Annotated in this window: 30 protein-coding genes; 9 read left to right on the plus strand and 21 right to left on the minus strand. The window is 32.6% G+C overall.

The features are described from left to right. Position 1 precedes the first annotated feature (1 nt). Positions 2-946, minus strand: coding sequence for a hypothetical protein (locus ACXHHC_RS07825; RefSeq protein WP_458229071.1), 945 nt, complete (start codon positions 944-946; stop codon positions 2-4). A gap of 116 nt (positions 947-1,062) precedes the next feature. Then, positions 1,063-1,707: an MOSC domain-containing protein gene (locus ACXHHC_RS07830; RefSeq protein WP_458229072.1), complete on the minus strand. Its 645-nt coding sequence runs from the start codon at positions 1,705-1,707 to the stop codon at positions 1,063-1,065. A 147-nt stretch (positions 1,708-1,854) separates the two neighbouring features. On the opposite strand from ACXHHC_RS07830, the gene ACXHHC_RS07835 reads away from it, so the two are divergent. Then, complete coding sequence (locus tag ACXHHC_RS07835) at positions 1,855-2,751, plus strand: glycoside hydrolase family 16 protein (protein ID WP_458229073.1); 897 nt, start codon at positions 1,855-1,857, stop codon at positions 2,749-2,751. A gap of 56 nt (positions 2,752-2,807) precedes the next feature. Here the strand turns inward: ACXHHC_RS07835 and ACXHHC_RS07840 are convergent, their stop codons facing one another. From ACXHHC_RS07840 to ACXHHC_RS07850, 3 genes are all read right to left on the minus strand, one after another. Beyond that, entirely contained in the window at positions 2,808-3,302 is a 495-nt protein-coding gene (locus ACXHHC_RS07840; RefSeq protein ID WP_458229074.1) for a DinB family protein, read from the minus strand. Positions 3,303-3,488: 186 nt separating this feature from the next. Continuing rightward, complete coding sequence (locus ACXHHC_RS07845; RefSeq protein WP_458229075.1) at positions 3,489-4,622, minus strand: SRPBCC family protein; 1,134 nt, start codon at positions 4,620-4,622, stop codon at positions 3,489-3,491. A gap of 65 nt (positions 4,623-4,687) precedes the next feature. After that, positions 4,688-5,536 carry a helix-turn-helix domain-containing protein gene (locus ACXHHC_RS07850; RefSeq protein WP_458229076.1) on the minus strand — a complete coding sequence of 283 codons (849 nt, stop codon included), beginning with the start codon at positions 5,534-5,536 and terminating at the stop codon, positions 4,688-4,690. A gap of 219 nt (positions 5,537-5,755) precedes the next feature. On the opposite strand from ACXHHC_RS07850, the gene ACXHHC_RS07855 reads away from it, so the two are divergent. Together ACXHHC_RS07855 and ACXHHC_RS07860 are read left to right on the plus strand one after the other, a co-directional pair. After that, positions 5,756-5,878: a hypothetical protein gene (locus ACXHHC_RS07855; protein WP_458229077.1), complete on the plus strand. Its 123-nt coding sequence runs from the start codon at positions 5,756-5,758 to the stop codon at positions 5,876-5,878. Positions 5,879-6,168: 290 nt separating this feature from the next. After that, complete coding sequence (locus ACXHHC_RS07860; RefSeq protein ID WP_458229078.1) at positions 6,169-6,942, plus strand: alpha/beta fold hydrolase; 774 nt, start codon at positions 6,169-6,171, stop codon at positions 6,940-6,942. A 57-nt stretch (positions 6,943-6,999) separates the two neighbouring features. On the opposite strand, the gene ACXHHC_RS07865 is transcribed toward ACXHHC_RS07860, so the two are convergent. From ACXHHC_RS07865 to ACXHHC_RS07875, 3 genes are all read right to left on the minus strand, one after another. Further along, on the minus strand, positions 7,000-8,115 hold the full coding sequence (locus ACXHHC_RS07865; RefSeq protein WP_458229079.1) for an SDR family oxidoreductase: 1,116 nt from the start codon (positions 8,113-8,115) through the stop codon (positions 7,000-7,002). Positions 8,116-8,256: 141 nt separating this feature from the next. Beyond that, a complete protein-coding gene (locus ACXHHC_RS07870) occupies positions 8,257-8,538 on the minus strand; it encodes a LysE family translocator (RefSeq protein ID WP_458229080.1) in 282 nt (93 codons plus the stop codon). After that, the gene (locus ACXHHC_RS07875; RefSeq protein WP_458229081.1) at positions 8,535-8,870 is read right to left on the minus strand and encodes a LysE family translocator; all 336 of its coding nucleotides are present in this window, start codon (positions 8,868-8,870) and stop codon (positions 8,535-8,537) included. Before ACXHHC_RS07875 ends, ACXHHC_RS07870 begins: the two co-directional genes overlap by 4 nt. A gap of 86 nt (positions 8,871-8,956) precedes the next feature. Between ACXHHC_RS07875 and ACXHHC_RS07880 the strand changes: the two genes are divergently transcribed. Further along, positions 8,957-9,445 carry a redoxin domain-containing protein gene (locus tag ACXHHC_RS07880; protein ID WP_458229082.1) on the plus strand — a complete coding sequence of 163 codons (489 nt, stop codon included), beginning with the start codon at positions 8,957-8,959 and terminating at the stop codon, positions 9,443-9,445. Between the two features lie 12 nt (positions 9,446-9,457). Continuing rightward, the gene (locus tag ACXHHC_RS07885) at positions 9,458-10,087 is read left to right on the plus strand and encodes a thioredoxin family protein (protein WP_458229083.1); all 630 of its coding nucleotides are present in this window, start codon (positions 9,458-9,460) and stop codon (positions 10,085-10,087) included. A gap of 23 nt (positions 10,088-10,110) precedes the next feature. Here ACXHHC_RS07885 and ACXHHC_RS07890 read toward each other — a convergent pair whose 3' ends face one another. The 3 genes from ACXHHC_RS07890 to ACXHHC_RS07900 form a co-directional block, all read right to left on the minus strand. After that, positions 10,111-10,434, minus strand: coding sequence for an antibiotic biosynthesis monooxygenase family protein (locus tag ACXHHC_RS07890; RefSeq protein ID WP_458229084.1), 324 nt, complete (start codon positions 10,432-10,434; stop codon positions 10,111-10,113). Positions 10,435-10,497: 63 nt separating this feature from the next. Further along, on the minus strand, positions 10,498-10,677 hold the full coding sequence (locus ACXHHC_RS07895) for a hypothetical protein (protein ID WP_458229085.1): 180 nt from the start codon (positions 10,675-10,677) through the stop codon (positions 10,498-10,500). Between the two features lie 68 nt (positions 10,678-10,745). Next, positions 10,746-11,267 carry a hypothetical protein gene (locus ACXHHC_RS07900; protein WP_458229086.1) on the minus strand — a complete coding sequence of 174 codons (522 nt, stop codon included), beginning with the start codon at positions 11,265-11,267 and terminating at the stop codon, positions 10,746-10,748. Between the two features lie 344 nt (positions 11,268-11,611). Between ACXHHC_RS07900 and ACXHHC_RS07905 the strand changes: the two genes are divergently transcribed. Beyond that, complete coding sequence (locus ACXHHC_RS07905) at positions 11,612-12,478, plus strand: DUF4437 domain-containing protein (RefSeq protein ID WP_458229087.1); 867 nt, start codon at positions 11,612-11,614, stop codon at positions 12,476-12,478. A 58-nt stretch (positions 12,479-12,536) separates the two neighbouring features. Here the strand turns inward: ACXHHC_RS07905 and ACXHHC_RS07910 are convergent, their stop codons facing one another. From ACXHHC_RS07910 to ACXHHC_RS07920, 3 genes are all read right to left on the minus strand, one after another. Further along, positions 12,537-12,707: a hypothetical protein gene (locus tag ACXHHC_RS07910; protein WP_458229088.1), complete on the minus strand. Its 171-nt coding sequence runs from the start codon at positions 12,705-12,707 to the stop codon at positions 12,537-12,539. Between the two features lie 14 nt (positions 12,708-12,721). Beyond that, a complete protein-coding gene (locus ACXHHC_RS07915) occupies positions 12,722-12,964 on the minus strand; it encodes a DUF6576 domain-containing protein (RefSeq protein WP_458229089.1) in 243 nt (80 codons plus the stop codon). A gap of 96 nt (positions 12,965-13,060) precedes the next feature. After that, positions 13,061-13,648, minus strand: coding sequence for a GNAT family N-acetyltransferase (locus tag ACXHHC_RS07920; protein ID WP_458229090.1), 588 nt, complete (start codon positions 13,646-13,648; stop codon positions 13,061-13,063). 286 nt (positions 13,649-13,934) lie between these two features. Between ACXHHC_RS07920 and ACXHHC_RS07925 the strand changes: the two genes are divergently transcribed. After that, positions 13,935-14,408, plus strand: coding sequence for a DUF2938 domain-containing protein (locus tag ACXHHC_RS07925; RefSeq protein ID WP_458229091.1), 474 nt, complete (start codon positions 13,935-13,937; stop codon positions 14,406-14,408). A 54-nt stretch (positions 14,409-14,462) separates the two neighbouring features. Here ACXHHC_RS07925 and ACXHHC_RS07930 read toward each other — a convergent pair whose 3' ends face one another. From ACXHHC_RS07930 to ychF, 3 genes are all read right to left on the minus strand, one after another. Further along, entirely contained in the window at positions 14,463-15,095 is a 633-nt protein-coding gene (locus tag ACXHHC_RS07930) for a hypothetical protein (protein ID WP_458229092.1), read from the minus strand. Positions 15,096-15,140: 45 nt separating this feature from the next. Continuing rightward, positions 15,141-15,782, minus strand: a complete 642-nt coding sequence (locus tag ACXHHC_RS07935) for a hypothetical protein (protein ID WP_458229093.1) — start codon at positions 15,780-15,782, stop codon at positions 15,141-15,143. A gap of 146 nt (positions 15,783-15,928) precedes the next feature. Beyond that, complete coding sequence (ychF, locus tag ACXHHC_RS07940; RefSeq protein ID WP_458229094.1) at positions 15,929-17,020, minus strand: redox-regulated ATPase YchF; 1,092 nt, start codon at positions 17,018-17,020, stop codon at positions 15,929-15,931. A gap of 200 nt (positions 17,021-17,220) precedes the next feature. On the opposite strand from ychF, the gene ACXHHC_RS07945 reads away from it, so the two are divergent. After that, positions 17,221-17,610, plus strand: a complete 390-nt coding sequence (locus ACXHHC_RS07945; RefSeq protein WP_458229095.1) for a DUF2721 domain-containing protein — start codon at positions 17,221-17,223, stop codon at positions 17,608-17,610. Positions 17,611-17,804: 194 nt separating this feature from the next. Continuing rightward, positions 17,805-18,758 (plus strand): DUF2971 domain-containing protein, encoded by a 954-nt coding sequence (locus tag ACXHHC_RS07950; protein WP_458229096.1) that lies wholly within the window; start codon positions 17,805-17,807, stop codon positions 18,756-18,758. A gap of 75 nt (positions 18,759-18,833) precedes the next feature. Here the strand turns inward: ACXHHC_RS07950 and ACXHHC_RS07955 are convergent, their stop codons facing one another. Genes ACXHHC_RS07955 through uxaC form a run of 4 tightly spaced genes read right to left on the minus strand, consistent with a single transcriptional unit; the run spans position 18,834 to position 23,071 of the window. Next, a complete protein-coding gene (locus tag ACXHHC_RS07955; protein ID WP_458229097.1) occupies positions 18,834-20,138 on the minus strand; it encodes a TRAP transporter large permease in 1,305 nt (434 codons plus the stop codon). A 2-nt stretch (positions 20,139-20,140) separates the two neighbouring features. Then, a complete protein-coding gene (locus ACXHHC_RS07960) occupies positions 20,141-20,641 on the minus strand; it encodes a TRAP transporter small permease (RefSeq protein WP_458229098.1) in 501 nt (166 codons plus the stop codon). A gap of 1 nt (position 20,642) precedes the next feature. After that, a complete protein-coding gene (locus tag ACXHHC_RS07965; protein WP_458229099.1) occupies positions 20,643-21,608 on the minus strand; it encodes a TRAP transporter substrate-binding protein in 966 nt (321 codons plus the stop codon). 50 nt (positions 21,609-21,658) lie between these two features. Next, on the minus strand, positions 21,659-23,071 hold the full coding sequence (uxaC, locus tag ACXHHC_RS07970) for a glucuronate isomerase (protein WP_458229100.1): 1,413 nt from the start codon (positions 23,069-23,071) through the stop codon (positions 21,659-21,661). Between the last annotated feature and the right edge of the window lies 1 nt (position 23,072).

The following is a 23,072-nucleotide window of genomic DNA, read 5'->3' on the forward strand; positions in this document are numbered from 1 at the left end:
CTTAAATTTTTGTAAATAACATCAACGCATTCTTGGTAGGATCGCCCTTTTGAAACAATGTTTTTTTGTGAAATTTAAAACCTACATTCTCCACAAAATCACAAATAAAATCCAACGTGTAAAAGTTCCTAATTTCTTTATTGTTGTATTCCCATGTTTCATTAGTCCCCATATTAAAAACATCATGAGCCAAAGCCACCAAAGTTCGTTCATCTTCATTGGTACAATCGTGATCTCTTAATATTAACTTTCCACCAACCTTTAAAGTATCTCTAATTGATGAAATAAAACTAGTTCTTAAATGTAATGGACAATGATGAAAACCAATGTATACCGTTACCAAATCTAAACTTTCGTTCTTAATGTATTTTTGATAATTGGTCTTATAATCCTCCATAGGAATATAAGTTGCTCCTACAGGAATTTGTCCTCTGTCTACCATTTCCGATATGGAATACCCTGGCTTTTTCCAATCGGCATAATACACATCTCCAGCTATTTTTATTTTATCTTCTAAATAATCCAAGTATCGACCAGAAGAACCAACCTCCATGTAACCATTTAACTCTTTCACCTCCGGCTTTAACAATTGAAATGTTTGCTTTGCCATTTCTTCTTTTTGTTTGCTAAGTGCTGGTAACTTATAGCTAAAAGTAGAAAAGTAAGGCGTTATCTGGCTTAATTTAGACTGTGTGGCTATGTAAATTTCTTTATCAGTATTCTTCTCTTTACTCGTTTTATCAATAAGTTCGTGAAAGTCGTTTTCTGGAAACAGATGAAATACATTCTTTAAGAAGTCTAAAAACTTATTTTTCAACAGCTTATTTGAATACACATATTTAAAATTGCTAAAAACCCCCTTAAGTGGTTTTAGCAAACCACTAGAAAAAGCAAGGGTAGAGGTAACAACTGCTCCTAGAGACAGCATAAATTTTTTCCTATCCATAGACTGTATTGTTTAAAATCTATAAAACGCTAAAAAATCTAATTTCTTATACCGTTTTATTCGACACAAGAACTAAAGTAGTTACTAAAAAACTAAAAACGAGTGTTTTACATTTTTTATTTAGAGTTTTCTAAAAAACTTTTAAACACTGCTCTCTCTTTATGAGAGATAAAAAGACAATTGGCAGCGATCTTAACCTTAGCTATTTCTTTTTCTTTGGCAAATCGTTGTTTAAATAAATCATGAACCGACAAATTGTTTTCTGGTCGTTCTAATAAAACAAATTCATCGCCTGTTTTTACGTTTCCTTCTTTAAGTATACTTAAATAAGTACCAGGATACCCATGTTTTATAAATTGCTTTAACACCTTTTGACTTCCAAACTTATATCCTAATTTAAAACAAGGCTCTCTGTATTGCGCTACCTGAACCAAAGCTTCTCCTACTTTGTATATATCACCTACACATACCTCTTTTTCATGAAACCCTTCTACTGTTAAATTCTCACCAAACATACCCCACGTCCATTCTAAATTAGGATATAACTCTTTCCAGTAAGAATAATGCTCGGCAGAAAATATATAACATGCTTTGTAGTGTCCTCCATGATGAATTCTATCCGAAATCTCATCTTTAACCACGTAATCCTTGGTTAAAAAAAGAGGCTGGCTTGTTGGTTGTTTATAGATTCCTGTAGTCACCTGCTCATCATTCCAAAGAAAAGTAACAGGCTTGGCTATGTTTGTCGCAATTATCTTCACATCTGTTGATTTGAATACCAAAATCGAAGTTTTATTTGAAACGACAAAGGATCCTTAAAACTATTTATTTCTACTTTTTTAACATATTTGTTTTTCTTTTTCTTTTGATACTGCTTAATTTAGAAGACTGACCAACCTTCTACAAAAATGAAAAAGAGCACATTACTATTTTCTATCATTATTTCGGCTTTATGTATTACTTGCAGCAGTAATGAAGTGAATAAAACCAAAGAAGTTAAAGAAACTCCCCAAGAGGAAACCAAAGAAGAAACAACCCCTGTAGATATAGAAGGATTGGCCATAGACAAAACAGATTATACACTCGTCTTTAAGGAAAGTTTTGATAGTGATTTATCAAACTGGAGAGTTTGGAATGGAGGGGCATTTAACCAAGAAATACAACTATACAGATCCGAAGAATTAAAAATTGCAAAAGGAATTCTTACCATCAATACCAAAAGACAAGCTATAACAGGAAACGAAACTCCTTGGAGTATTCAGCAAAAAAACTTTGAATATGTTTCGGGTAGAATTGAATCTAACACCTTTTTTGGTCCTTCTGCTACTTCTGGTGAAAACACCTACATTATTTCGGCTAGAATGCAACTTCCAACCGGACATGGTATGTGGCCTGCATTTTGGTTGTATGCTGATCCTTGGCCAACCATGGGAGAACTAGATATTCTTGAAGCTAGAGGAAGTGCTGGAAAACAATTTCAATTTAATATGTTTTACGGAATACAAGCCAACAAACCTATTGGACAAAATAGCAAAAGAACCTATAATGGGTCTATAGACTTAAGAAACGATTTCCATAATTACGAATTAATTTGGCAGGAAAACAAAGTACAAGTGGCATTAGACGGACAAGTAGTAATTACTGTAGATGCAAACAACAATAACTTAAAAGATATTTTTGGCAATCAATTACGCATTGTATTAAACACAGCTGTAGGTGGTGTTTTCTTTTCTGATACAAATAGCAGCAACTTTGCCAACCAAGCTGCAATGAAAGTAGATTGGGTTAGGGTGTATAAAAAGTAAAGCTCTTAATCTACATAGGCGAATAAGCAAAGAAGTGGACTAATTACCAATTATTCTTAAAACCCTTCTACTTGTATACCTCTTATTTGTTTCCAAACCGTAATATTACCAGCATGAATGGCTAAATGAGTAATTAAATGATGCGCAAACCAAGCATCTATATTGGAATAAATACCAGAAAACAACTTGCTTGGATGTTCTTCTTTACGAACTGCATCGTCTAACTCTAAGTATGCGTTCATTAAAAAATCATAGCGATCTGTAAACACACGAATTAACAATTCTTTACTTGGCAACTCCTTTAATGACCTGCCCTCCCAGTTTTCACCTCCTTTAAAAGTATCAATCCAATTGACAGCTATCGGCTCTAGCTCCAACTTTAAATACTTAATAATATCCTCCACTTCTACTATTAAATGTCCCAATATCCAACCAGGAGAATTCACTCCATTTTCTTGTCCGGCATACAAATCTTCTTCCGAAATATTAGCCACTATTTTTTGTACATAGAGTTTTTGTAAACTATAAAGCTCTCTAAATGTATTTATCATGGATATTGTTTTGGGTACTGCTTTTTTCATATTTACGTAAAGCAATATTACTTTAATTAAAGATATCAAATAAACGAAAAAGTAATGACAGAAAGCTATGCTTCATTTTTAGATATATATCTATTTTAACGATTGTATATTCCCTAGGCAGCACACATTCTAACCTTGTTAACGGTAAACAAGCCTCTATTTATTTTTTCGCTCTTGTTTTATAATCTGTCTTTTTTTCGCTTCAGAAACACTGCCTGTTTCAGCATAAATTTTTAGCTCATCCTGTACAATTCTCACTTGTTTTCTCATTTGTTTGGTTATTATACCCCCTAAAAAAAAGCCAGAAATTTGTTTCATATGCATTGTTACATTCATCACTATTTTAGATTGATTCTCTCCTACCTTTACTACTTGCCAATGATTACTTGCTAGTGTAATAAAACCTGGAACTCCTTGGATAAGGTTGTAAGCCAACTCTCTTTTCTCATCACTAAACATCGTAAGTTTCTCAACCACTGTAGATCCTTTTCCTATATTGGTTTCACACGTTCTGTAAGAACAAACCGCACCTTGATATTCTGACTCCCCAGATCCATAAGAATGATTTAATGTAGAAGTCCATACAGCTGTTTTGTCAAACGCTCTGCAAATGCTCCAAAGTGAATCTGCAGAAACATTAATAACCTGGCTTGTTATTGTTTCTTGTACAATTTTCATTTTCTTATCCATTTTCATTTTTTTCAGTCTTTCTATTCTAGCCTTTTTTGTTGGTGACACCGCACCAGACTCTGCATAATGTTTTATGTCGTAGCATACATCTTTAGCATTTTTACGAATGGCCTTAAGCATTGGTTTTTTCAAAAAGAAAGCATAAAAACCTTTCACTTTCATAATTGTAGTCAACTCTAATACAGATTGATGTTCTCCTATTTTAATAACCCTCCAATGGGTTTGGTTAGCGTAGATAAAACTGGGTAATTTAGTTGATGTAAATTTTATTTCACCTTTGGATGGATTGTACTCAAAAAGCGTTTCATGAGACTCATGGTGTCCTTTAGCATTTACAATACTAATTCGTTTACTCCATGGCACTCCTTTAAAAACTTCCTCTCCAAAATAATTGGTGCTATCTAGCAGTGTAGACCAAAGAGAAATATCTGGATGACTAACTATTTCCCAAAGCGAATTAGAAGAAACGTTAATAGTTGTACTAGTCGTAAGTGTTCTAAGCTCTTTATACTTCTTTTTTTCTTGTGCCATTGTCTCTGTTTTAAAAACCACCATTAATACAGCTAAAAGCAATACTAATTTTATGTTTTGTACTTTCATTGTTTGTTTATTAGTACAACAAAAGTATAAGAGTTAAAAAGCACTCGTTTGTCTAAAAAGTCTTACTATTTATCTAAGAGGTTTAATCTATATTCTGAAGGAGAAACACCGTATTTAACTTTAAACACTCTAGACATATGCGCAAGTGTTTTAAACTGGCAATCATACGCGATATTACTTAGAGTGTCATTAGACACCACTAACAATTGAGCTACTTTCTCTATACGTTTTCCAATTAAATAATTATTTGGAGTATCGTTAAAAACCTGCTTAAATGTTTTCTTAAAAGAAGATAAACTCTGATTGGTTAACTGAGCCAATTCTTCTATACCTAAAGAAGAACAAATATGTGCATTTACAACCTCTTTAAATTCGAATATTTTCTTTTCGTAGAGATGGGTTAAAATCCCTAATACCTCAGGAGAACTATCAGAACTTAATAGGTGAATAATTAGCTCATTTAGCTTTAACACAAGAAGTTCTTCCGAAACCATTTCTGGATGTTCAAAAAGAGAAACAAGGCCAGCAACATATTGTTCTAACAAAATATTGCTTTTAATTCGTGTTGAATTCACAACTAACTCATGCGACTTTATTTTACTAAAAGGTAACGGAGCAATACTACTTAACTTTTCTAACACCTCTTTATGGAATTTAACAACAATAGCTTTGTATTCCGTTTTTCCTTCTATCGCTATGGTACTAAATGTACTATTTCCACACTTGGCAAGTACCGCCTGATCCTTAGTTAATGTTAACTCTTCTACCTCGGTATAATTAATACAGCCACCTTTTAGAACATATACAAACCCAGCCTCATTTTCGGGCATTAAAGTAGGCAGCTTTATAGGATAGGATATAGTGACTAAATTAAATAATGATTTACCTAACAACTGTATTTCTTTTACTTCCATAATACTACAAATTTACAAGGGTAATTTGGTTTAGGTTTGTCTGAGAGGTTTCTATTTACCTAAAACAAACTACAGGCAAAAAACAACTTAAAAACTCCACAATACTGTCTATCAAAACTCTTTTAAATATTTTTTATGTATATTCATGAAAAATTTAGAAAAACAAAAAGTTTTTTTTTATAATTAAAATCGCACCCACAATACCCTAAGAAAGAGAAAATGTATGATGCTAAGGCTGTGGCCAAAGAAAGAGTAAACTTAGACAAATTGTCTAAAATTAATTCTAGACAATGTACGTTGACTCAAGGAGACTGTTCTGTTGTTTTATTGCAGATTCGTTAAGCGAGGGAAAAATTGTGCAGGTAGATAAGTTGGGTGCTTTTAAATAAGGAGTAAATCTACCCCACTCCTATTTCTTTAGGAACAAAATTAAAAAACAAACGAAAGCATTCTATTTAACGTTTTTTACATCTCTTTATTCTTAAAGTTCTATTCCTACAAATAATCTAATTGTACGTTTATACCATTTTAACGCTTCATTTTCCGTACAAACATTAGACAAATAATCTTCTTTACTAAAGTGCTCTGCTTCTCTTAGTATTTGTTTACTTTTGCCATCAAACTTTAGACACTTGTTAAGTTATACTACACACATACATTCTAGTTCTAAGCAATGGGTAACTTTTATTCATGGTGCAGGTGGAAGTACCTCTATTTGGTTTAAACAAATACGTGCTTTTAAAGAGCATTTTAATTTATTGCTGGTAGATTTACGTGGACACGGTAATAGCAAAGAACAAGCAACCAACGAGAAATATACATTTGACATTGTAAGCGAGGATGTTGTAGAAGTACTAGATGCACTAAAAATTGAGACTTCTCATTTTATTGGAATTTCTTTAGGAACGATTTTAATTAGAAATTTAGCTAAAAACCATCCTAACAGAATACAGTCTATGGTGTTGGCAGGAGCTATTTTTAAGTTAGATTTCCGTTCGCAAGTATTAATGAAATCTGGAGTACTACTAAAAAGTATTATACCTTATATACTCTTATATAAGTTCTTTGCATTCATCATAATGCCTAAAAAAAACCATGCACAGTCTAGAAAACTCTTTGTAAAAGAAGCTAAAAAGCTACAACAGAACGAGTTTATAAAATGGTTTCGATTGGCATCAGAAATCAATCCGTTACTTAAACACTTTAGAGCTACTGATACCGGTATAGAAACTTTATTTGTAATGGGATCGGAAGATCATTTATTCCTTAAACCTATTCAACAATTAGTCGCTAAACACAGTTCGGCTAGTTTAATTACTGTAAAAGATTCTGGACATGTAGTAAACGTTGAGAAGCCTATTATTTTTAACGATGAAGTAACTTCATACATCAAACAGTTTAGTTGATTATTGTGGGTTGATTGTTTACAGCCCATTGAAAAACCAACAACCAGCAACTAAATACTAATAGCTTTCTTTAAATTCTTTGGCGACAGAAAAGTCTATTAAATTCATAAAGTTATCGTGCACCCCTAAATCCACCCCAATATTAAGCTCTTTCATTACCTTTTTAATACGATTGGCTTTGTATTGTAAATCTGGAATGGCTACATATTTTTCGAACAAACCTCCAATAGTTTTGTAATACAACTGTTCAAAACTGTTTAAGTTTTCTGGTTTTTCTGATACGTATTCGTAGTTTTTTATTCCAAAAGCTTCTAAAACCTGTCCTACATACACACTGTGTAAAATAGGCCTAGGGTTTACAATATTTAACTCTTTTATATTGGGCTTTAAAAAAGCATGTACCACACTTTTAGCAACAAAATCTACAGGAACTATATTCAACCCACTCTTATGATCAATCCAAATTCTAAAATTCTCGCTACTCTTTTTAGCATAACGTTGTAAAAAGATTGGCCATGAATAAAAAACATCAAACTTTGGAGTCTCAAAGAAAGGTTTGTTAATTAAACGCCCACAAATAATACTAGGCCTTAAAATCTGAGAAGCAATTCCTAACTCCTCACATTTTTTCTTTACCAACAATTCACTTTCGTGTTTAGATTCTTCGTAGGGATTCCTAAATGTTTTAGCTGGATAATCACCAATTTCATCGTCTACTTGTCCTTTTTGTATTCCAAAAGAATAAGCTGTACTTATGTAGATAAAACGATTTACACTAGTGGGTAAGTTATTTAGAATTTGTTCTGTAACTAAATAATTTTGCGCATGTACCTCGCTCTTTACCTGTGGATTGTTTTGTAAGTTGGTAGAACCTGCACAATGAATAACAGTATTTACACCATATGCCTCTAGAGTCTCGGCATTAAAAGAGCTTAAATCCTGAGAAACTACTTCTAGCTTTTCAAGACATTCTTCTATGGTAAAATTATTTAAATACGCTGGTTTAGACGGACTGCTTAACACCTCTAACAATCGTTCTTTGGCTGTTTTCTGAGTCTCTCTAATTACCACATATAATCTATCTACCTCCTTTTCTACAATAGCTTTATGCAACCACTCAAAAATAATATGGCTCCCTAAAATCCCAGTCCCTCCTGTTAGTAAACAATTCATACAAAAACTCTTAACCCTTAGAGGCTGCAAGCTATCACATTATTCTGAATTACGAATTGCTTTCTGTTAAAAAATGTACTATTTGGAATCTTTATTACCCTAAGTTAAGTAGCATTATTTTTTATTAACCTTAAACACTCCTTAAAAAAACAACTGTAAGCCCAATACAATCATTACTATACCACTCGCTCTAGAAATAGCTATTTGTACCCGTTTATTTTTTTGAATGTATAGCCCAACACTCCCAGAAAAATAAGCCAAAAACACAAACCAAGACACAGCCAATAGAGTTAGCGTAATCCCCAAAAGCAGTAAATCTCTTACCGGATTTAATGCCACTGGATGTACAAACTGAGGTAAATAAGCTAAAAAAACAACAATCGTTTTAGGATTCATTAAATTGGTAAGAATACCTTGTTTCAATGCATGCTTTTGTTTTTTTTAGCAAATGTTACAGCCTCTGTCTTTTTTAATAATACAATCGTTTTTATCCCTAAATAGATTAAATAAATTGCACCTGTTACTTTTACCAAGTTGTACAACCACTCAGAAGTTTTTACAACTGCAGATAAACCCAAAGCGGCAAAACAGGTATGCACCAATAATCCTATTCCAATTCCTAACGCAGAAAGCACCCCAGCCTTTTTACCCTCTGCCACTCCTCTGGTTAACACGTAGACAAAGTCCAAACCAGGAGAAATAATCAACAGGATAGAAGAAACAATAAAATAAGGATAATTAATAATTCCAGTCATAATACTACCGTCAAATTTAGGCTTTTGGCAGATTATTTGATAGTTAACTTTTTGTAAATTAGGGAAACAAAATATCGAAATCGGATATGAAAAAAACACTTTTTGCACTATTTATTATATGCACAACCAGCATGTTTTCGCAGGTTAAAAACTACACTTCTTTTAGTGACTTTAACAAAGACTACCTTAAAGACACTAAAAATGATTCTGTTCTGATAGTTAATTTCTGGGCTACATGGTGTGCTCCTTGCGTTAAAGAACTGCCTTTTTTTGAAAAACTTCCTAAAACCATTGCTGGTAAAAAAGTAGAAGTGGTGTTGGTTAGCTTAGACTTTAAAAGTCAAATTCAAAAAAGGTTAATTCCTTTTATCAATAAAAGAAAACTAAAAAACAAAGTAGTAGTACTAACCGATGGTAATGCAAATAGTTGGATTAACAAAGTGGACTCCAAATGGTCTGGTGCCATTCCAGCCACCCTTATTTTACACAAAAACAAAAAAGCTTTCTACGAAAAATCTTACCACAGTCAGAAGGAATTAGAAAAAGACATAAAAACACTTATTACACAACCATAAACACTAATACTCATGAAACTTTTAAAAATCTCTTCCTTATTACTCCTAACACTTACTTTCTTTAGTTTTGGTCTCTTGTCTAAAGAGAAAACACCTAATTATGCTAAAGGTTATAAAATTGGAGACATCGCTACCGATTTTTCATTACAGAACATAGATAATAAATATGTATCATTAAAAGACTTTAAAGAGACCAAAGGATTTATTGTCGTCTTTACTTGCAACCACTGCCCTTTTGCAGTTGCTTATGAAGACCGAATTATTGCTTTGGATAAAAAGTATAAAAAACAGGGGTATCCTGTAATTGCTATCAACCCTAACAATCCTAATGTTTATGAAATTGACAATTTTGAGAACATGAAAATTAGAGCTAAGGATAAAGGTTTTACGTTTCCTTATTTAGTAGATAAAGGACAAAAAATATACCCTCAGTATGGTGCTACAAAAACCCCTCATGTATATGTATTACAGAAAACAGCTAAAGGAAATGTTGTTGAGTATATTGGTGCAATTGATGACAACTATGGAGATCCAGAAGATGTAAAAGAAAAATATGTAGAAGAGGCTGTAAATGCTTTACTAGCTAACAAAAAGCCTAAAATTACAGAGACCAAAGCTATTGGTTGCTCTATAAAGGATTAAATAAAATATCCGCAGACTAAAATTTAAACGTTTTTGGTTTGCGGATTTTCTTTTATCAGATCCTTTACCAACTCTAGTTTATGTAAAACCTCCACAGCATTACAACTAGCTCTCATTTTTGTTCTTATTTCAGTAGCTTCTTCTGGTAACTTAGCACCCGCACTATTAAATGTTTCTTCATCTGGCCATTGTGCATAGGCAATATAAATATTCTCCTCTGCTTTGTGTAATCTAGACCCTAAACTACCTCCATACTGATAAAACAACAAGGTTAGTTTTTCCCAAGCATCTTCAAAAGCATCTGCCTTATCTTCTATTACACTGAATTTGTATATGATACTTAACATGTTTTTATCTTTCTAAACATTAATACTCTAATGCTTTCATATCTTAATAAGACAGAAGACATCTTACTTTTTATAACCTGTAGCAAATAAATTCCTTGCTCCTTTAATTCCACATTTTTGATATTTATGATAAGCTTGTGCCGCTCTCTCATCTATTTGTTTTCCGGACTCATTAAGCATCCAACCATCCAATGCAGCTTTTAGTGTATAAGCTTCGGGAGCCATTAAATGTGTTGTCCACAACAGAGGATTTGCATTTGCTTTCCATATTTCTCTAGCAAAAAAATCTCTACTATAACAAGCTAATATAATTACATCACGTCGCTTTTTTGATGTTTCTTATATTCAATAGCAACCGAGAAATCCATTAAACCATTATGTCCCACATAAGAAACCAAATCTGCTCCTCCACCAAACACTAACTCTTTATCCCCTTCTTTTAAAGTAAATTCATTTTGGGTATTAGAAGCCTTCAGGAAATCTTCTACACATGTTTTTATATGCTCTCCATCGTAGGCATCGGCTAACAAATACACATCTTTTTTTACATGTTTAAACAAAATTCTTTCCAGAATCAAGGGGTTTTTAGATTGGTATTGCTTTACCAATTTCCAATCTTTTGTTTTTAATTTAAAGAAAGATTTTACTCCATAACCTGCCCCCCAATACAAATTTAGTCTTGGATTCTTTCCGTTTCCTATTTTCTCTGGAACAGGGACTATCCCCTGATGTTCATTATCACAAAGGGCCACAAAAACATGCACTGTTTTAGTTTGAGTGTATGCTTTTATGCAAAATAAAGAGATAAGGATTAGTGTAAGTATCTTTTTCATAAACAAGTACCTTTATTAGGAGATAGAACCTCAAAATCCATTCCAGATTTACAAACATATTAGCATTGTATATTTCAATAATGCTCCTATCTAAATCAACAAAAAAATAAAGCAAATAACTTTAGGTAATAGCTAAAACTAGACAAAAAGAACTACTACGCTTTTTTAGAATTTAAAAGTTCATTTTAATTCATAAGAGTCATCACCTAAAATTAATCATTCTAGTTAAACAATAACCATATCCCCTTAACACATTCGTCTTTTAACAGTAATTTTATATTGCTTCGGCACAATAATTGTTTAAATGAACGAACCAAAAATACGAACTATTAAAAACCTTAAAAATGATCAAATTTAAATTACTTAGCGCTATTACCTTATGTAGTCTATTAGCCTGTAATACACCTAAAGAAGAAAAGACAGAAACAATTACCACAAACTCATCTATAAAAGTGGTAAAAAGCTCAGAAATTGTATGGGAACAATTAAATCCGGCAAGAGGAGACCAAAGCCCGTTAGCAGGAACTGTTTGGGGAGACAGAAAAGCAAATGTACCCACAGGATTCTTAGCTAAATTTGTAGATGGTTTTTCTTCTCCACCGCACATACACAATGTTACTTATAGAGCCATGGTAGTAAGTGGACTAGTACACAACGACGATCCTGCTGCTGAAAAAATGTGGATGCCTGCTGGTTCTTTCTGGACTCAACCTGCTGGTGAAGCTCATATAACCGCTGTTAAAGGAAAAGAGAACATTGCTTATGTAGAAATTGACCAAGGACCTTATTTAGTAAAACCTACCAACAAAGCTTTTGATGCTGGAGAAAAACCTGTAAATATTACTAAAAACAATATGGTATGGCAAGACAGCTCATTAAGTAAATTAATTGAAGTAAATGGTCAGACTCCATTAGAGCAACAAGCAAAAATTACTTTGTTGTGGGACAACAAAAACTTAAATGGTAGATTGATAAAATTACCCGCAAACTTTAAAGGGAGTATTGTAAGTGATAACGAAACTTTTTACGCTGTAGTAATTACTGGTGAAGCTAATTATGAATTGAAAAAAGGAGAAACTCCTATAACACTAGATCCTGGAAGTTATTTTAGTTCGGAAAACAAAGCGACTCATACCATTACCACAGGTACTGCTCCAGAAACTTTAATCTACATAAGATCTAACGGAAATTTTGTAGTAAAACAACATTAAAACTTCTTTTAAACTTTTAAAGCTCAATTAAGACAATGTTTTAATTGAGCTTTTTTTGTTAGTCTTCTTTATCGTTAGAATTTCCTTGACTCATAGAAATACCAATAGCGACACCTATGGATATTCCTACACTTATCCAAAGGCCTAAGTTATCTGTTACAACTCCTATAGAAGTCCCCAAAGCAACCCCCATAGCAATTCCAAAACCTATTTTATTTTCGTTTTTCATAGCAGTTTAAAACCTTATTTAGACAACTCTTTTAATCGTTGTTTTTCTCTAGTAGATAAGTTTTCATATCCTTTCTTATGAATTTTCTCTAACAATAGATCTAACTCCTTCTCTTTCGATTTTTTTTCGATGTTGTATTTATCTTCCTTTGTTAAATTTCTAGGGTCATGATCCTTATTGGAACTCCCTAAAAAACCAGGCTTTTTATAAATTAAATAGACAACTAAAACTAATATAATAATATATAAAACATTCATCTTCTTAAATTATTCAATAAACTTTTACCGTGTAGGTTATCATTACAATTAACATACCAGCTTAGATACGCTAATTTAATAGTTTGAACTTTTTTATCACTGCATAAAAACAGTTCTTTTAACAAAAGACCATTCACTTTTTAATATGCTATAATAAACTGTATCTCTTCTAAAACCATCAGACATAACGGTATGACTTCTCAGAGTTCCTTCGTAAACCCCTCCAATTCTTTCTATGGCTTTTTGAGACTGAAGATTTCTTTTATCCGTTTTTAACTCAATCCTTTCATACTCTAGCTCCTCAAAAGCATACTGCAACAACAAATATTTACAATGATGATTTAAACCCGTTCGTTGATAATCTTTTCCTATCCAAGTAGAACCTATTTCTAACCTTAAATCTTTATTGGAAATATTCATATAACTAGTAGAGCCTGCATAGCTTTGAGTCTTCTTGTCAAAAATAGCAAAGGGATACTTTAACTCTTCATCTCTTAGTATTATATTATTCTGAATATAGGACAATAAGAATTCTTTCGTTCCAAATTTTGGTGGAGAATACTTTAATAAATCAGGGTTCTTTATAGCAATTGGAGTTAAAAATTCTAAATGCTTTAATTCCATAGGTTCTATTCTAACTCTATGGTTTTCTAAAACAATGGACTCTTTAAATTGTATTTCCATAATCTAGACTATTTTTCTAAAAGGAAGTTATCTCCCTACTATAAAAACTAAACTTATCTATTCTAAACAAGTAGTTGATGTTTTTGTGGTTAACGTATTATGTGACTCAATGTAAATTTAATCCTTTGGCCGACAAAATCAAAAGTTTAAATAGAACGTTAGTCCATACCTATGTATGAATTAGCGTTTTTCATCTAACAAAAAACTTTTTGATGTACTTTCTACAATCCTTAACATTATTCATCTCTTTTATAAATAGCGTTCTTCTAAATTTGTAATTAAAAGAATGAATCAAATACTACAAATAACTGTCATTGGTATTGGAGCCACTATAATTATGGATATATATGCATACATCCTAAAGCTATTTAAAATAACTTCTTTAGACTATTGTATTGTTGGTAGATGGATAGGCTATATGACTAAGGGAAAATTTACACACACACTTATTATAAAAACAGCTCCTTATCCCTACGAAAAAACAATAGGCTGGACAGCACATTATAGTATAGGAATAATCTTTAGTTTTTTACTAATAGGATTGTTTGGTAGAACATGGCTAAGCACACCAACCATGTTACCTTCATTAATTATTGGGCTTTCTACTACCATAGCTCCTTTTTTGATAATGCAACCTGCTTTTGGTTTTGGTATAGCTGGTTCTAAATTTCCTAAACCAGGTATTATAAGACTTAAAAGCATCATTGCGCATTTAGTATATGGACTAGGCTTATACATAACAGCCACAATACTCGTATAAAACAAAAGGCGAGCTGTATAGCTCGCCTTTGTTTTAGCACAATATTTTACTCCTTTATTTTTGTACGCTTATTTCTGTAATTACTTTGATATTTCTATAATCATTAATTCTAGCATCAAAAAAGTCTTCTGTTTTATAGAACACTGTTACTTTCTTACCAACCAACGTTTCATAATCGGACATTATATCTATGTTTGATTTTACAAACGTTAACCAATAAAATTTATCTTGTCTAGAGTTATCTGCTCTTAAAGAAAAAACAACAAACTGTCCGTTTTCAACTTTTGTTATAGTTCCTGATACCTCTTCTGCTGCTACCGCTGCTTCCGTTTTGATATTTTCCTCTTCTTCCTTTTCATCGTCTCCAACCATATCTACCATTTTCATTAATAAGGTAGGACAGGTACCGGCCATTTTCAAAGCTATCTGGGTTCCTAATTTTTCAGCACCATCGTCTTCAAATAAATCAATATCAAAATCTTTTTTTAATTGTTTCTGATAAGGTCCTGCAGACTCTATCATACACAAACCTAAAGATGTAGTTGCTTCTTCGTTGGTAGCTCCTGCTGGAATTTTCTCTATACATTCACAGCTTTTTTTAGCTATTTTCTCCATATATTTCTGAGAAAAAGATTGATTTACAATCAAAATAAAAATTGAGAAAAGAATTGTTTTTTTAGAAATCATAGTTTGTTATTTTCTTTTGTTATGTAATTTATTTTAAATAAGAAATTAGTCCTTTACAACCAATTCCTTTATCACTTTTATCTTTCTGTATTCGTTAATTTTCACATCAAAATACTCTTGTATTTCGTACTTTACAGCTACTTTTTTAGCAACCAAATCCATATAATCAGAAACTATAGGATAGGAAGTAATAATATAGGAGAACCAATACAATTTCTCTCTTTTCTGATTTTTTGATTCTAAAACAAAAGCAATCATATTACTCTTTTCCACTTTTCTAATGATACCGTTCGCTGCTTTTAATACCTCCGTTTTTGGTTTTAACTTATCTGCACTTTTTGCATCTTTTTTAGCCTCTAAATACAGTTGACCAACTTTCATCATTACATCCGGACAATAAGGAACCATTTTAAGCCCTAGTACCCTCCCTAGTTTTCTACCATCTTTTGTACCATTATCTTCAATAGAAATCCCTAAGTCCTTTTTAAGTTTTTTAGCATAAGGCTGAGAAGCGTTTAATAAACAAAAACCAAATTTTATGGTGGCTTCTTCTTTACTAAGATCTTTGGGTAATTTTTCTACACATCCGCAACTTTCCTCTGCTATTTTCTCTATATACTTCTGAGAAAATGTAGTTGTAACAACAAGGAATAAAGACAAAATAGACAATACCTTTTTAATTTTCATAGCCACAAATTTTAACTTCAAATATACTATTCATCATTTAAATTAAAAGTGCTGTTCTCGCTATTTTTCAAAAGCATCTATTACCAACAAAAAAAGAGAGCTATATAGCTCTCTTTCTGTATTCTTATTTTTGTATAAAAATTTGATTAAACATTAAATCTAAAGTTCATCATATCTCCATCTTGTACAATATATTCTTTACCTTCTACAGATAACTTTCCAGCTTCTTTTACTTTTGCTTCGCTTCCTAATGTAACGTAATCGTCGTACTTAATTACCTCTGCACGAATAAATCCTTTCTCAAAATCTGTATGAATTACTCCAGCTGCCTGAGGAGCTGTATCTCCAATATTAATGGTCCAAGCTCTTACCTCTTTAACTCCAGCTGTAAAATAAGTTTGTAAGTTTAACAACTGATATGCAGAACGAATTAACTTAGCTGCTCCGGGTTCTTCCAAACCTGCATCTGCTAAGAACATCTGTCTTTCTTCATAATCTTCTAACTCGTTAATATCTGCTTCTGTTCCAACCGCTAATACCAATACCTCAGCATTCTCGTTAGCCACTGTTTCTCTAACCTTTTCTACAAAATCGTTACCAGATACTGCAGAACCTTCGTCTACGTTACATACGTACAATACAGGCTTAATAGTAATTAACTGTAAAGGCTTTACAAACTCTATTTCTTTTTCTCCAAACTCTAGAGAACGAACAGATTTCCCTTCTTCTAAAGCGGTTTTAATAGCATCTAAAACATCAAATTCAGCCTGAGCAGCTTTGTCTCCAGTTCTAGCAGCCTTTTTTACACGCTCTAAACGTTTCTCAACCGTTTCTAAATCTTTTAACTGTAATTCTATATCTATCGTTTCCTTGTCTCTAATAGGGTCTACAGAACCGTCTACGTGTACAATGTTATCGTCTTCAAAACAACGCAATACATGTAAAATAGCATCTGTCTCACGAATGTTTGCTAAGAATTGATTTCCCAATCCTTCTCCTTTACTTGCTCCTTTTACCAATCCAGCAATATCTACAATTTCTACAGTAGCAGGAACCACTTTTTCTGGATTTACCAAAGACTCTAATTTTTCTAATCTTGGATCTGGTACATTTACCACGCCAATATTAGGCTCAATAGTACAGAACGGAAAATTCGCACTCTGTGCCTTGGCATTAGACAAACAATTAAACAACGTCGATTTCCCTACATTTGGTAATCCTACAATACCTGCTTTCATGGTTATAATTTTTAGCGAGCCAAAGATACAAATAACAATGATTAATTGTGAATTAAGTTGAAAGTTAAAAGTTTGAAAATTTATAACGTTTTTTTGAATACTTTAGAACTTTAAAACCTTCGACTTTACAAACCTAAAACAGGTTAAAAGTGTAACTTTATAAACCTATAACTTTCTAACCTTATAAACTTGTAAAAGTTATGAACTTAACCATGAACATTCCTGCTTTGTTATTCCCAGCAATTTCTCTAACCATGCTTGCTTACAATGCACGTTATTTAGCCATTGCTGTCTTAATTAGACAGTTACACAAAGAGTATCAAACCTCTCATGAAAAGAATGTTGGAATTCAGATTAAAATTTTAAGCAAACGTTTAAACTTAATTAGAGCCACACAAGGATCTGCTATCTTAAGTTTTTTAGGAAGTGTATTTACTATGTTTATGCTCTATTTAGAAGCAAAAGCCGTAGCCAACGTAGTATTTATCATTAGTCTTTCTTGCATGATGCTCTCTTTGATTCTTTTGTTTATAGAAATTCAGATATCTACCAGAGCTTTACAAGTGCAATTGAAGGATATGGAGGTGTAAGTTGATTAAAAAATTAAATGATTGACTTAGTGTTGAGCTTAGTAGAAATATTTTGAAGCTACATTCTAAACAGAAAAATAAGCCACTACATTACTAACATTTATCACAACTATGTTAACAACTTTCAGAAAATTTGGATTCCATTAATATATTACTAGCTAATTTTATGAAGATCAATCATAAAATAAAAAACAATGAAACAGGAATTAGATATATTATTGAATACTGATAATCGTGCTGAACTATATATTAAAGAAGTAATAAGCCCCCTATTACCAAATGCAGAACTAGAAAACTGGCTAACAGCTGGAATCTCTAACTATTCAGACATCGAAATAGGATTATCAAATTTGGATATTTGCAAAGGAAGTAACTATGAGTTTAATTTTGATGGTTCTGATTCTGTAGAACTAATTCATTTTACATCAATTAACAACCTCTTTTCCATACTAAGAAGTAAATCTCTATGGATGAGAGACCTAAACTCAATGGAAGATGAAAATGAATTCATATTTGCCAACAAATTTCTACCACAACATGACGATGTTCAAAAACTAAAGAAAAAAATTATGTCTTTATCTTTTTTACTTTTTTCTGAAGACCAAGTAAAAAATGAATATATGTGGAAAAAATACGGTGACGATCATAAAGGAGTATGTATCAAGTTTAAATTAAAAAAGCTAAATTCAGCTCAAATGTTCATGAACCCATATCACATCTCTAAAATCAAATATCGTTGTATAGAAAAAGAAATAAGTGAACTTAAACTTTTAAAAGAAAGACATAATGCTTTTTTAGAAAATTATGGCTATGCCGCAAATAATATAAACGAAATTCTATTGGTCCTTTCCGCATCATACAAAAACAAAAAAGAATTCCATAAAGAACAAGAAATTAGAATATTAAAATACATTAAAAATTTAATTCCTGAGTTCACTTATGACAGTAAAAGTAAAAAAACAAGTCGTTTTGTAGAATTCCCAATAAATAGTATTAAAACAAGAAAAAATCATCCAATTTTAAATATCCAAGAATTTATTTTTGGGAAAAATGTTGATATGGAAACTATTCCTTTAATAACAGATAGTGCTTCTTACTCTCTTAAAACATATATAAACTGGAGAATACTTAGACAAAAAACGAATTAACAATTTGAAACTCGTAATTGTTAATTCGTTTTTTGTTTTGGCATAAAGCCTATAGCTTAGAGCCTAAAGCTCCAATTACTTCCCAAACAATCCTGGTAAGAACATACTAATTCCCGGTATAAAAGTTACAAGTAACAATACAAATACCATTACGCCTAAGAAAGGTAACAAAGGTTTAATTACTTTACTCACCTCAACACCTGCTACACCACTACCAATAAATAATAAAGTTCCTACAGGCGGTGTACACAAACCAATACATAAGTTCAGTACCATTACAATTCCAAAGTGTACAGGATCCATTCCTATTTCTGTTACAATGGGTAAGAAAATAGGAGTAAAGATTAACACTGCAGGAGTCATATCCATAAAAGTACCTACAATTAATAAAGTAATGTTAATTGCTAATAACATTAAAATAGGGCTATCAAAACTAGACAACATAAAACCTGAAATCATTTGTGGAATTTCGTTGTATGCAAACAACCAAGACAAGGCCATAGAAGTACTAATTAAGAACATAACCACAGCTACTGTTTTAGAACTCTTTACAATAACAGCCCCCAAATCTTTTACCTTAATCTCTTTATAAACAAGACTTAATACCAATGCATATATTACAGCAATTACTGCTCCTTCTGTTGCCGTAAACACACCAAAAACAATTCCTCCAACCACTACAATAATCATTAAAATACTTAGAATTGCTTTTCTAAAATCGTCTAATAAATGCTTTAATGGAACGCGTTCTTCTTTTGGAAACTTGTTTTTAACCGCTACCATAGCAGCCCAAACAATAAAAGCCAATCCTAATAAAATACCAGGTAAATATCCCGCTAAGAACAATGCTTCTACAGATGCAGTTCCGGCACTTGCCAATGCAAATACAATTAAAACATTACTTGGTGGAATAATTAATCCTACTGTAGAAGAAGTAATATTTAACGAGGCACTAAATGGTTTTGGATAGTTTTCCTTTTCCATACGCTTGGCTAAAATTCCTCCAATAGCAGATGCAGATGCTGCAGCAGAACCAGAAACAGCTCCAAAGAACATTGCCGAAATAATATTTACATACAATAAACCTCCTGGAAAACTCCCTACCAAAGATTTAGAAAAATTAACCAGTCTATTAGCAATACCTCCACTGTTCATTATATCTCCTGCGAGTATAAAAAACGGTATTGCCAACAACGCAAAACTATCTATACCTGTAGTCATTTGCTGCATAATAGTAGTTACAGCTGGCAACCAAGGCAAACTAATCAATAACGTAATAGTGGTTGCAATTCCCACACTATAAGAAACGGGTACTTTTAATAAAAGTAGACCAAATAAAATCACAAAAAGTGTTATAACTCCAATAACTGCTACACTCATAATTAAACTGTTTTATTTGTAGAGATAACTTTTTTATAATCTCTTATGTAATTGATAATGTGATACGAACTAAAAAACAAAATGATGATTCCACAAACAGGAACAATACTATATACGTAGCCTACCGGAAACCCTAAAGATGGTGATAATTGCCCTAACTTTAATGTAATAGAAACCAAGTTGATTCCTCCAATTACCATAACAGCTAATGCAAACCCCATAATACTTAACTCTATAAACAAGCTAAGAATGTGCTTCCCTTTTGTGCTAAATTTCTCGTAAAAGAAATCAATCGCCATTTGCCCTTTGTAACTTCTAGAATAAGCCGTAGCTAAGACCGCTAACCAAATCAATAAAAATCTAGACAACTCTTCTGTAAATCCAGAACTAATTTTTGCATAACGTGCAATTACTTGCCACACTACATCTACTACCAACACTACAAAAATTACTATCAATAATAATTCTAATAGTTTTTTAACACCTTTAAATAACTGCTCCATATTACTTAGTATTTTGAATTGCCTCGACTATATCTGCAAACGATTTCTTCTTAAAAGCTGCTATAATCGATTTTGTTTTCTCTCTAAAAGGTGCTTTGTCGGGTCTGTAAATGTTTACTCCTGCCTCCTTTAAAACCTTTAACCCTTCGTTCACAGATTCCTCCCAAAATTGCTTCTGAGCTTGGGCAGATATATTAGCTGCACCATATACCCATTGTTTTTCCTCATCAGTCAACCTGTCTAAAGTTTTTGTTCCCATAATCAACACATCTGGTATGTAGGTATGTTGATCAAAACTATAGTGTTTACACACCTCAAAGTGACGAGATGTAACAAAAGATGGAATGTTATTTTCTGCTCCATCTACCACACCTTGTTGTAAAGCTGTGTACAACTCTCCATAAGCCATTGGTGTAGGAGAACCGTCTAGAGCACTTACCATTTTTACTGCTGTAGGGTCGTTCATTACACGAATCTTTAACCCCTGTACATCGTTTGCAGATTCTACGGGTTTATTTACTGTATAAAAACTACGAGCACCTGCATCGTAAAAACACAATCCTCTTAACCATCTATCGTCTCCTTTTTGCAATAGCTCTCTCCCTATCTCACCTTCTAATACTTTAAAACAATGTTCTTTATCTCTAAAAATATAAGGAATACTAACGGCTCCATATTCTGGCACAAAATTGGCCATAGTTGCAGCACTTACTTTTGTCATGGAAATACTTCCTATTTGAAGTAGCTCTAAAGCTTCACGTTCACCACCTAATTGTCCGTCAGGATAAATCTTTACTTTTAACTTTCCTCCCGATGCTTTTTCTAACTCTTGTTGAAAAACCACAATTCCCTTGTGAACTGGGTGCGAAATAGGCAAACTGTGTGCTAAGGTCAACGTTTTCGTTTCCTTTAGCTCCGAACAGGAAGCTACTAGCAACGCACAAATCAAATAAAAATACACTCTCATAATTCTGTTTTAAAAAGCTACACTAGGCAACCATTGAATACTCTTTATAATTAAAATTTAAAATAGTTTACAGCATTATTATAGCAGATATCCTCTACCATTTTCCCTAAGAACTCAACGTCATTTGGAATTTCTCCATTTTCTACATCTTGTCCTAAAAGGTTACACAAAATTCTACGGAAATATTCATGTCTAGAAAAAGACAAGAAACTTCTACTATCCGTTAGCATTCCCACAAATCGGCTTAACAAACCAATGTCTGACAATACTTGCAATTGTTTTTCCATTCCATTCTTCTGATCCATAAACCACCAAGCAGAACCCCATTGCATTTTCCCAGGCACTTCACTGTTTTGAAAGTTCCCCATCATGGTAGCAAACACCTCGTTGTGTGCTGGGTTTAAATTGTAAGTAATGGTCTTAGCTAATTTATTTTCTTGATCTAATCGATCGAAGAATTTAGACAATTGAGTTGCAAAATTGTAATCTCCAATAGAATCACAACCTGCATCTGCTCCAAAAGAAGCAATCAATCTTGAATTGTTATTTCTGATAGGTCCTAAATGGAATTGTTGAGCCCAATCTTTGTCTGCATACATTACAGACAAACTATATAAGATACAAGAGCGATATTGCTCGTTTTCTTCTATTGATAAGCTTTCTCCTTTGATTCTTTTTGAAATAGCCGTATCTACAACATCTTCATCAAAATCATCAAATATCAATGGACCAGTTAAACCAAAATCTGATAATCGGCAACCTACCTCAGCAAAAAAGTCAACTCTTTGTTGTAGAGCCGCTTTTAAAGAAGCTAAATCTTGAACCTCAACTCCAGATACTTCCGCTAATTTTTGAATATAAGCTACAAATCCATCTCCTTCAATATTCACCACATTATCGGCTCTAAAGGTTGGCAACACCTTGGTATCAAAATCATTTTCTGCTATGTAGATATGCCATTTTAAATCGTCTGTAGGATCATCTGTAGTACATACCACTTTTACATCCGCCTGATTTAATAAACCTTGAGGAGTTGTGTTTTGTAATTTTTCTGATGTTTGCTCGTAAATTTCTTTACAAGTAGACGGTTGTAAAATATCCGTAATTCCAAAGTATTTTTTTAACTCTAAATGAGTCCAGTGGAACAAAGGGTTTCTAACTGTATAAGGAACCGTTTCTGCCCATTTTTCAAACTTTTCGTAAGAAGTAGCATCACCAGTAATGTACTTTTCATCAATACCATTGGCACGCATTCCTCTCCACTTATAGTGATCTTCTGCCAACCAAGCTTCTGTAATATCTGCAAAACCCTGATTCTTAGCAATTAATTCTGCAGACAAGTGATTGTGATAATCTACAATTGGCATTTTAGCCGCATACTGATGATACAAGATTTTTGCTGTTTCGTTTTGCAGCAAAAAATCTGGGTTCATGTAGTTGGAATCGTTTTTAATTGCACTCATC

It is taken from the genome of Wenyingzhuangia sp. IMCC45574 (genome assembly GCF_054182685.1).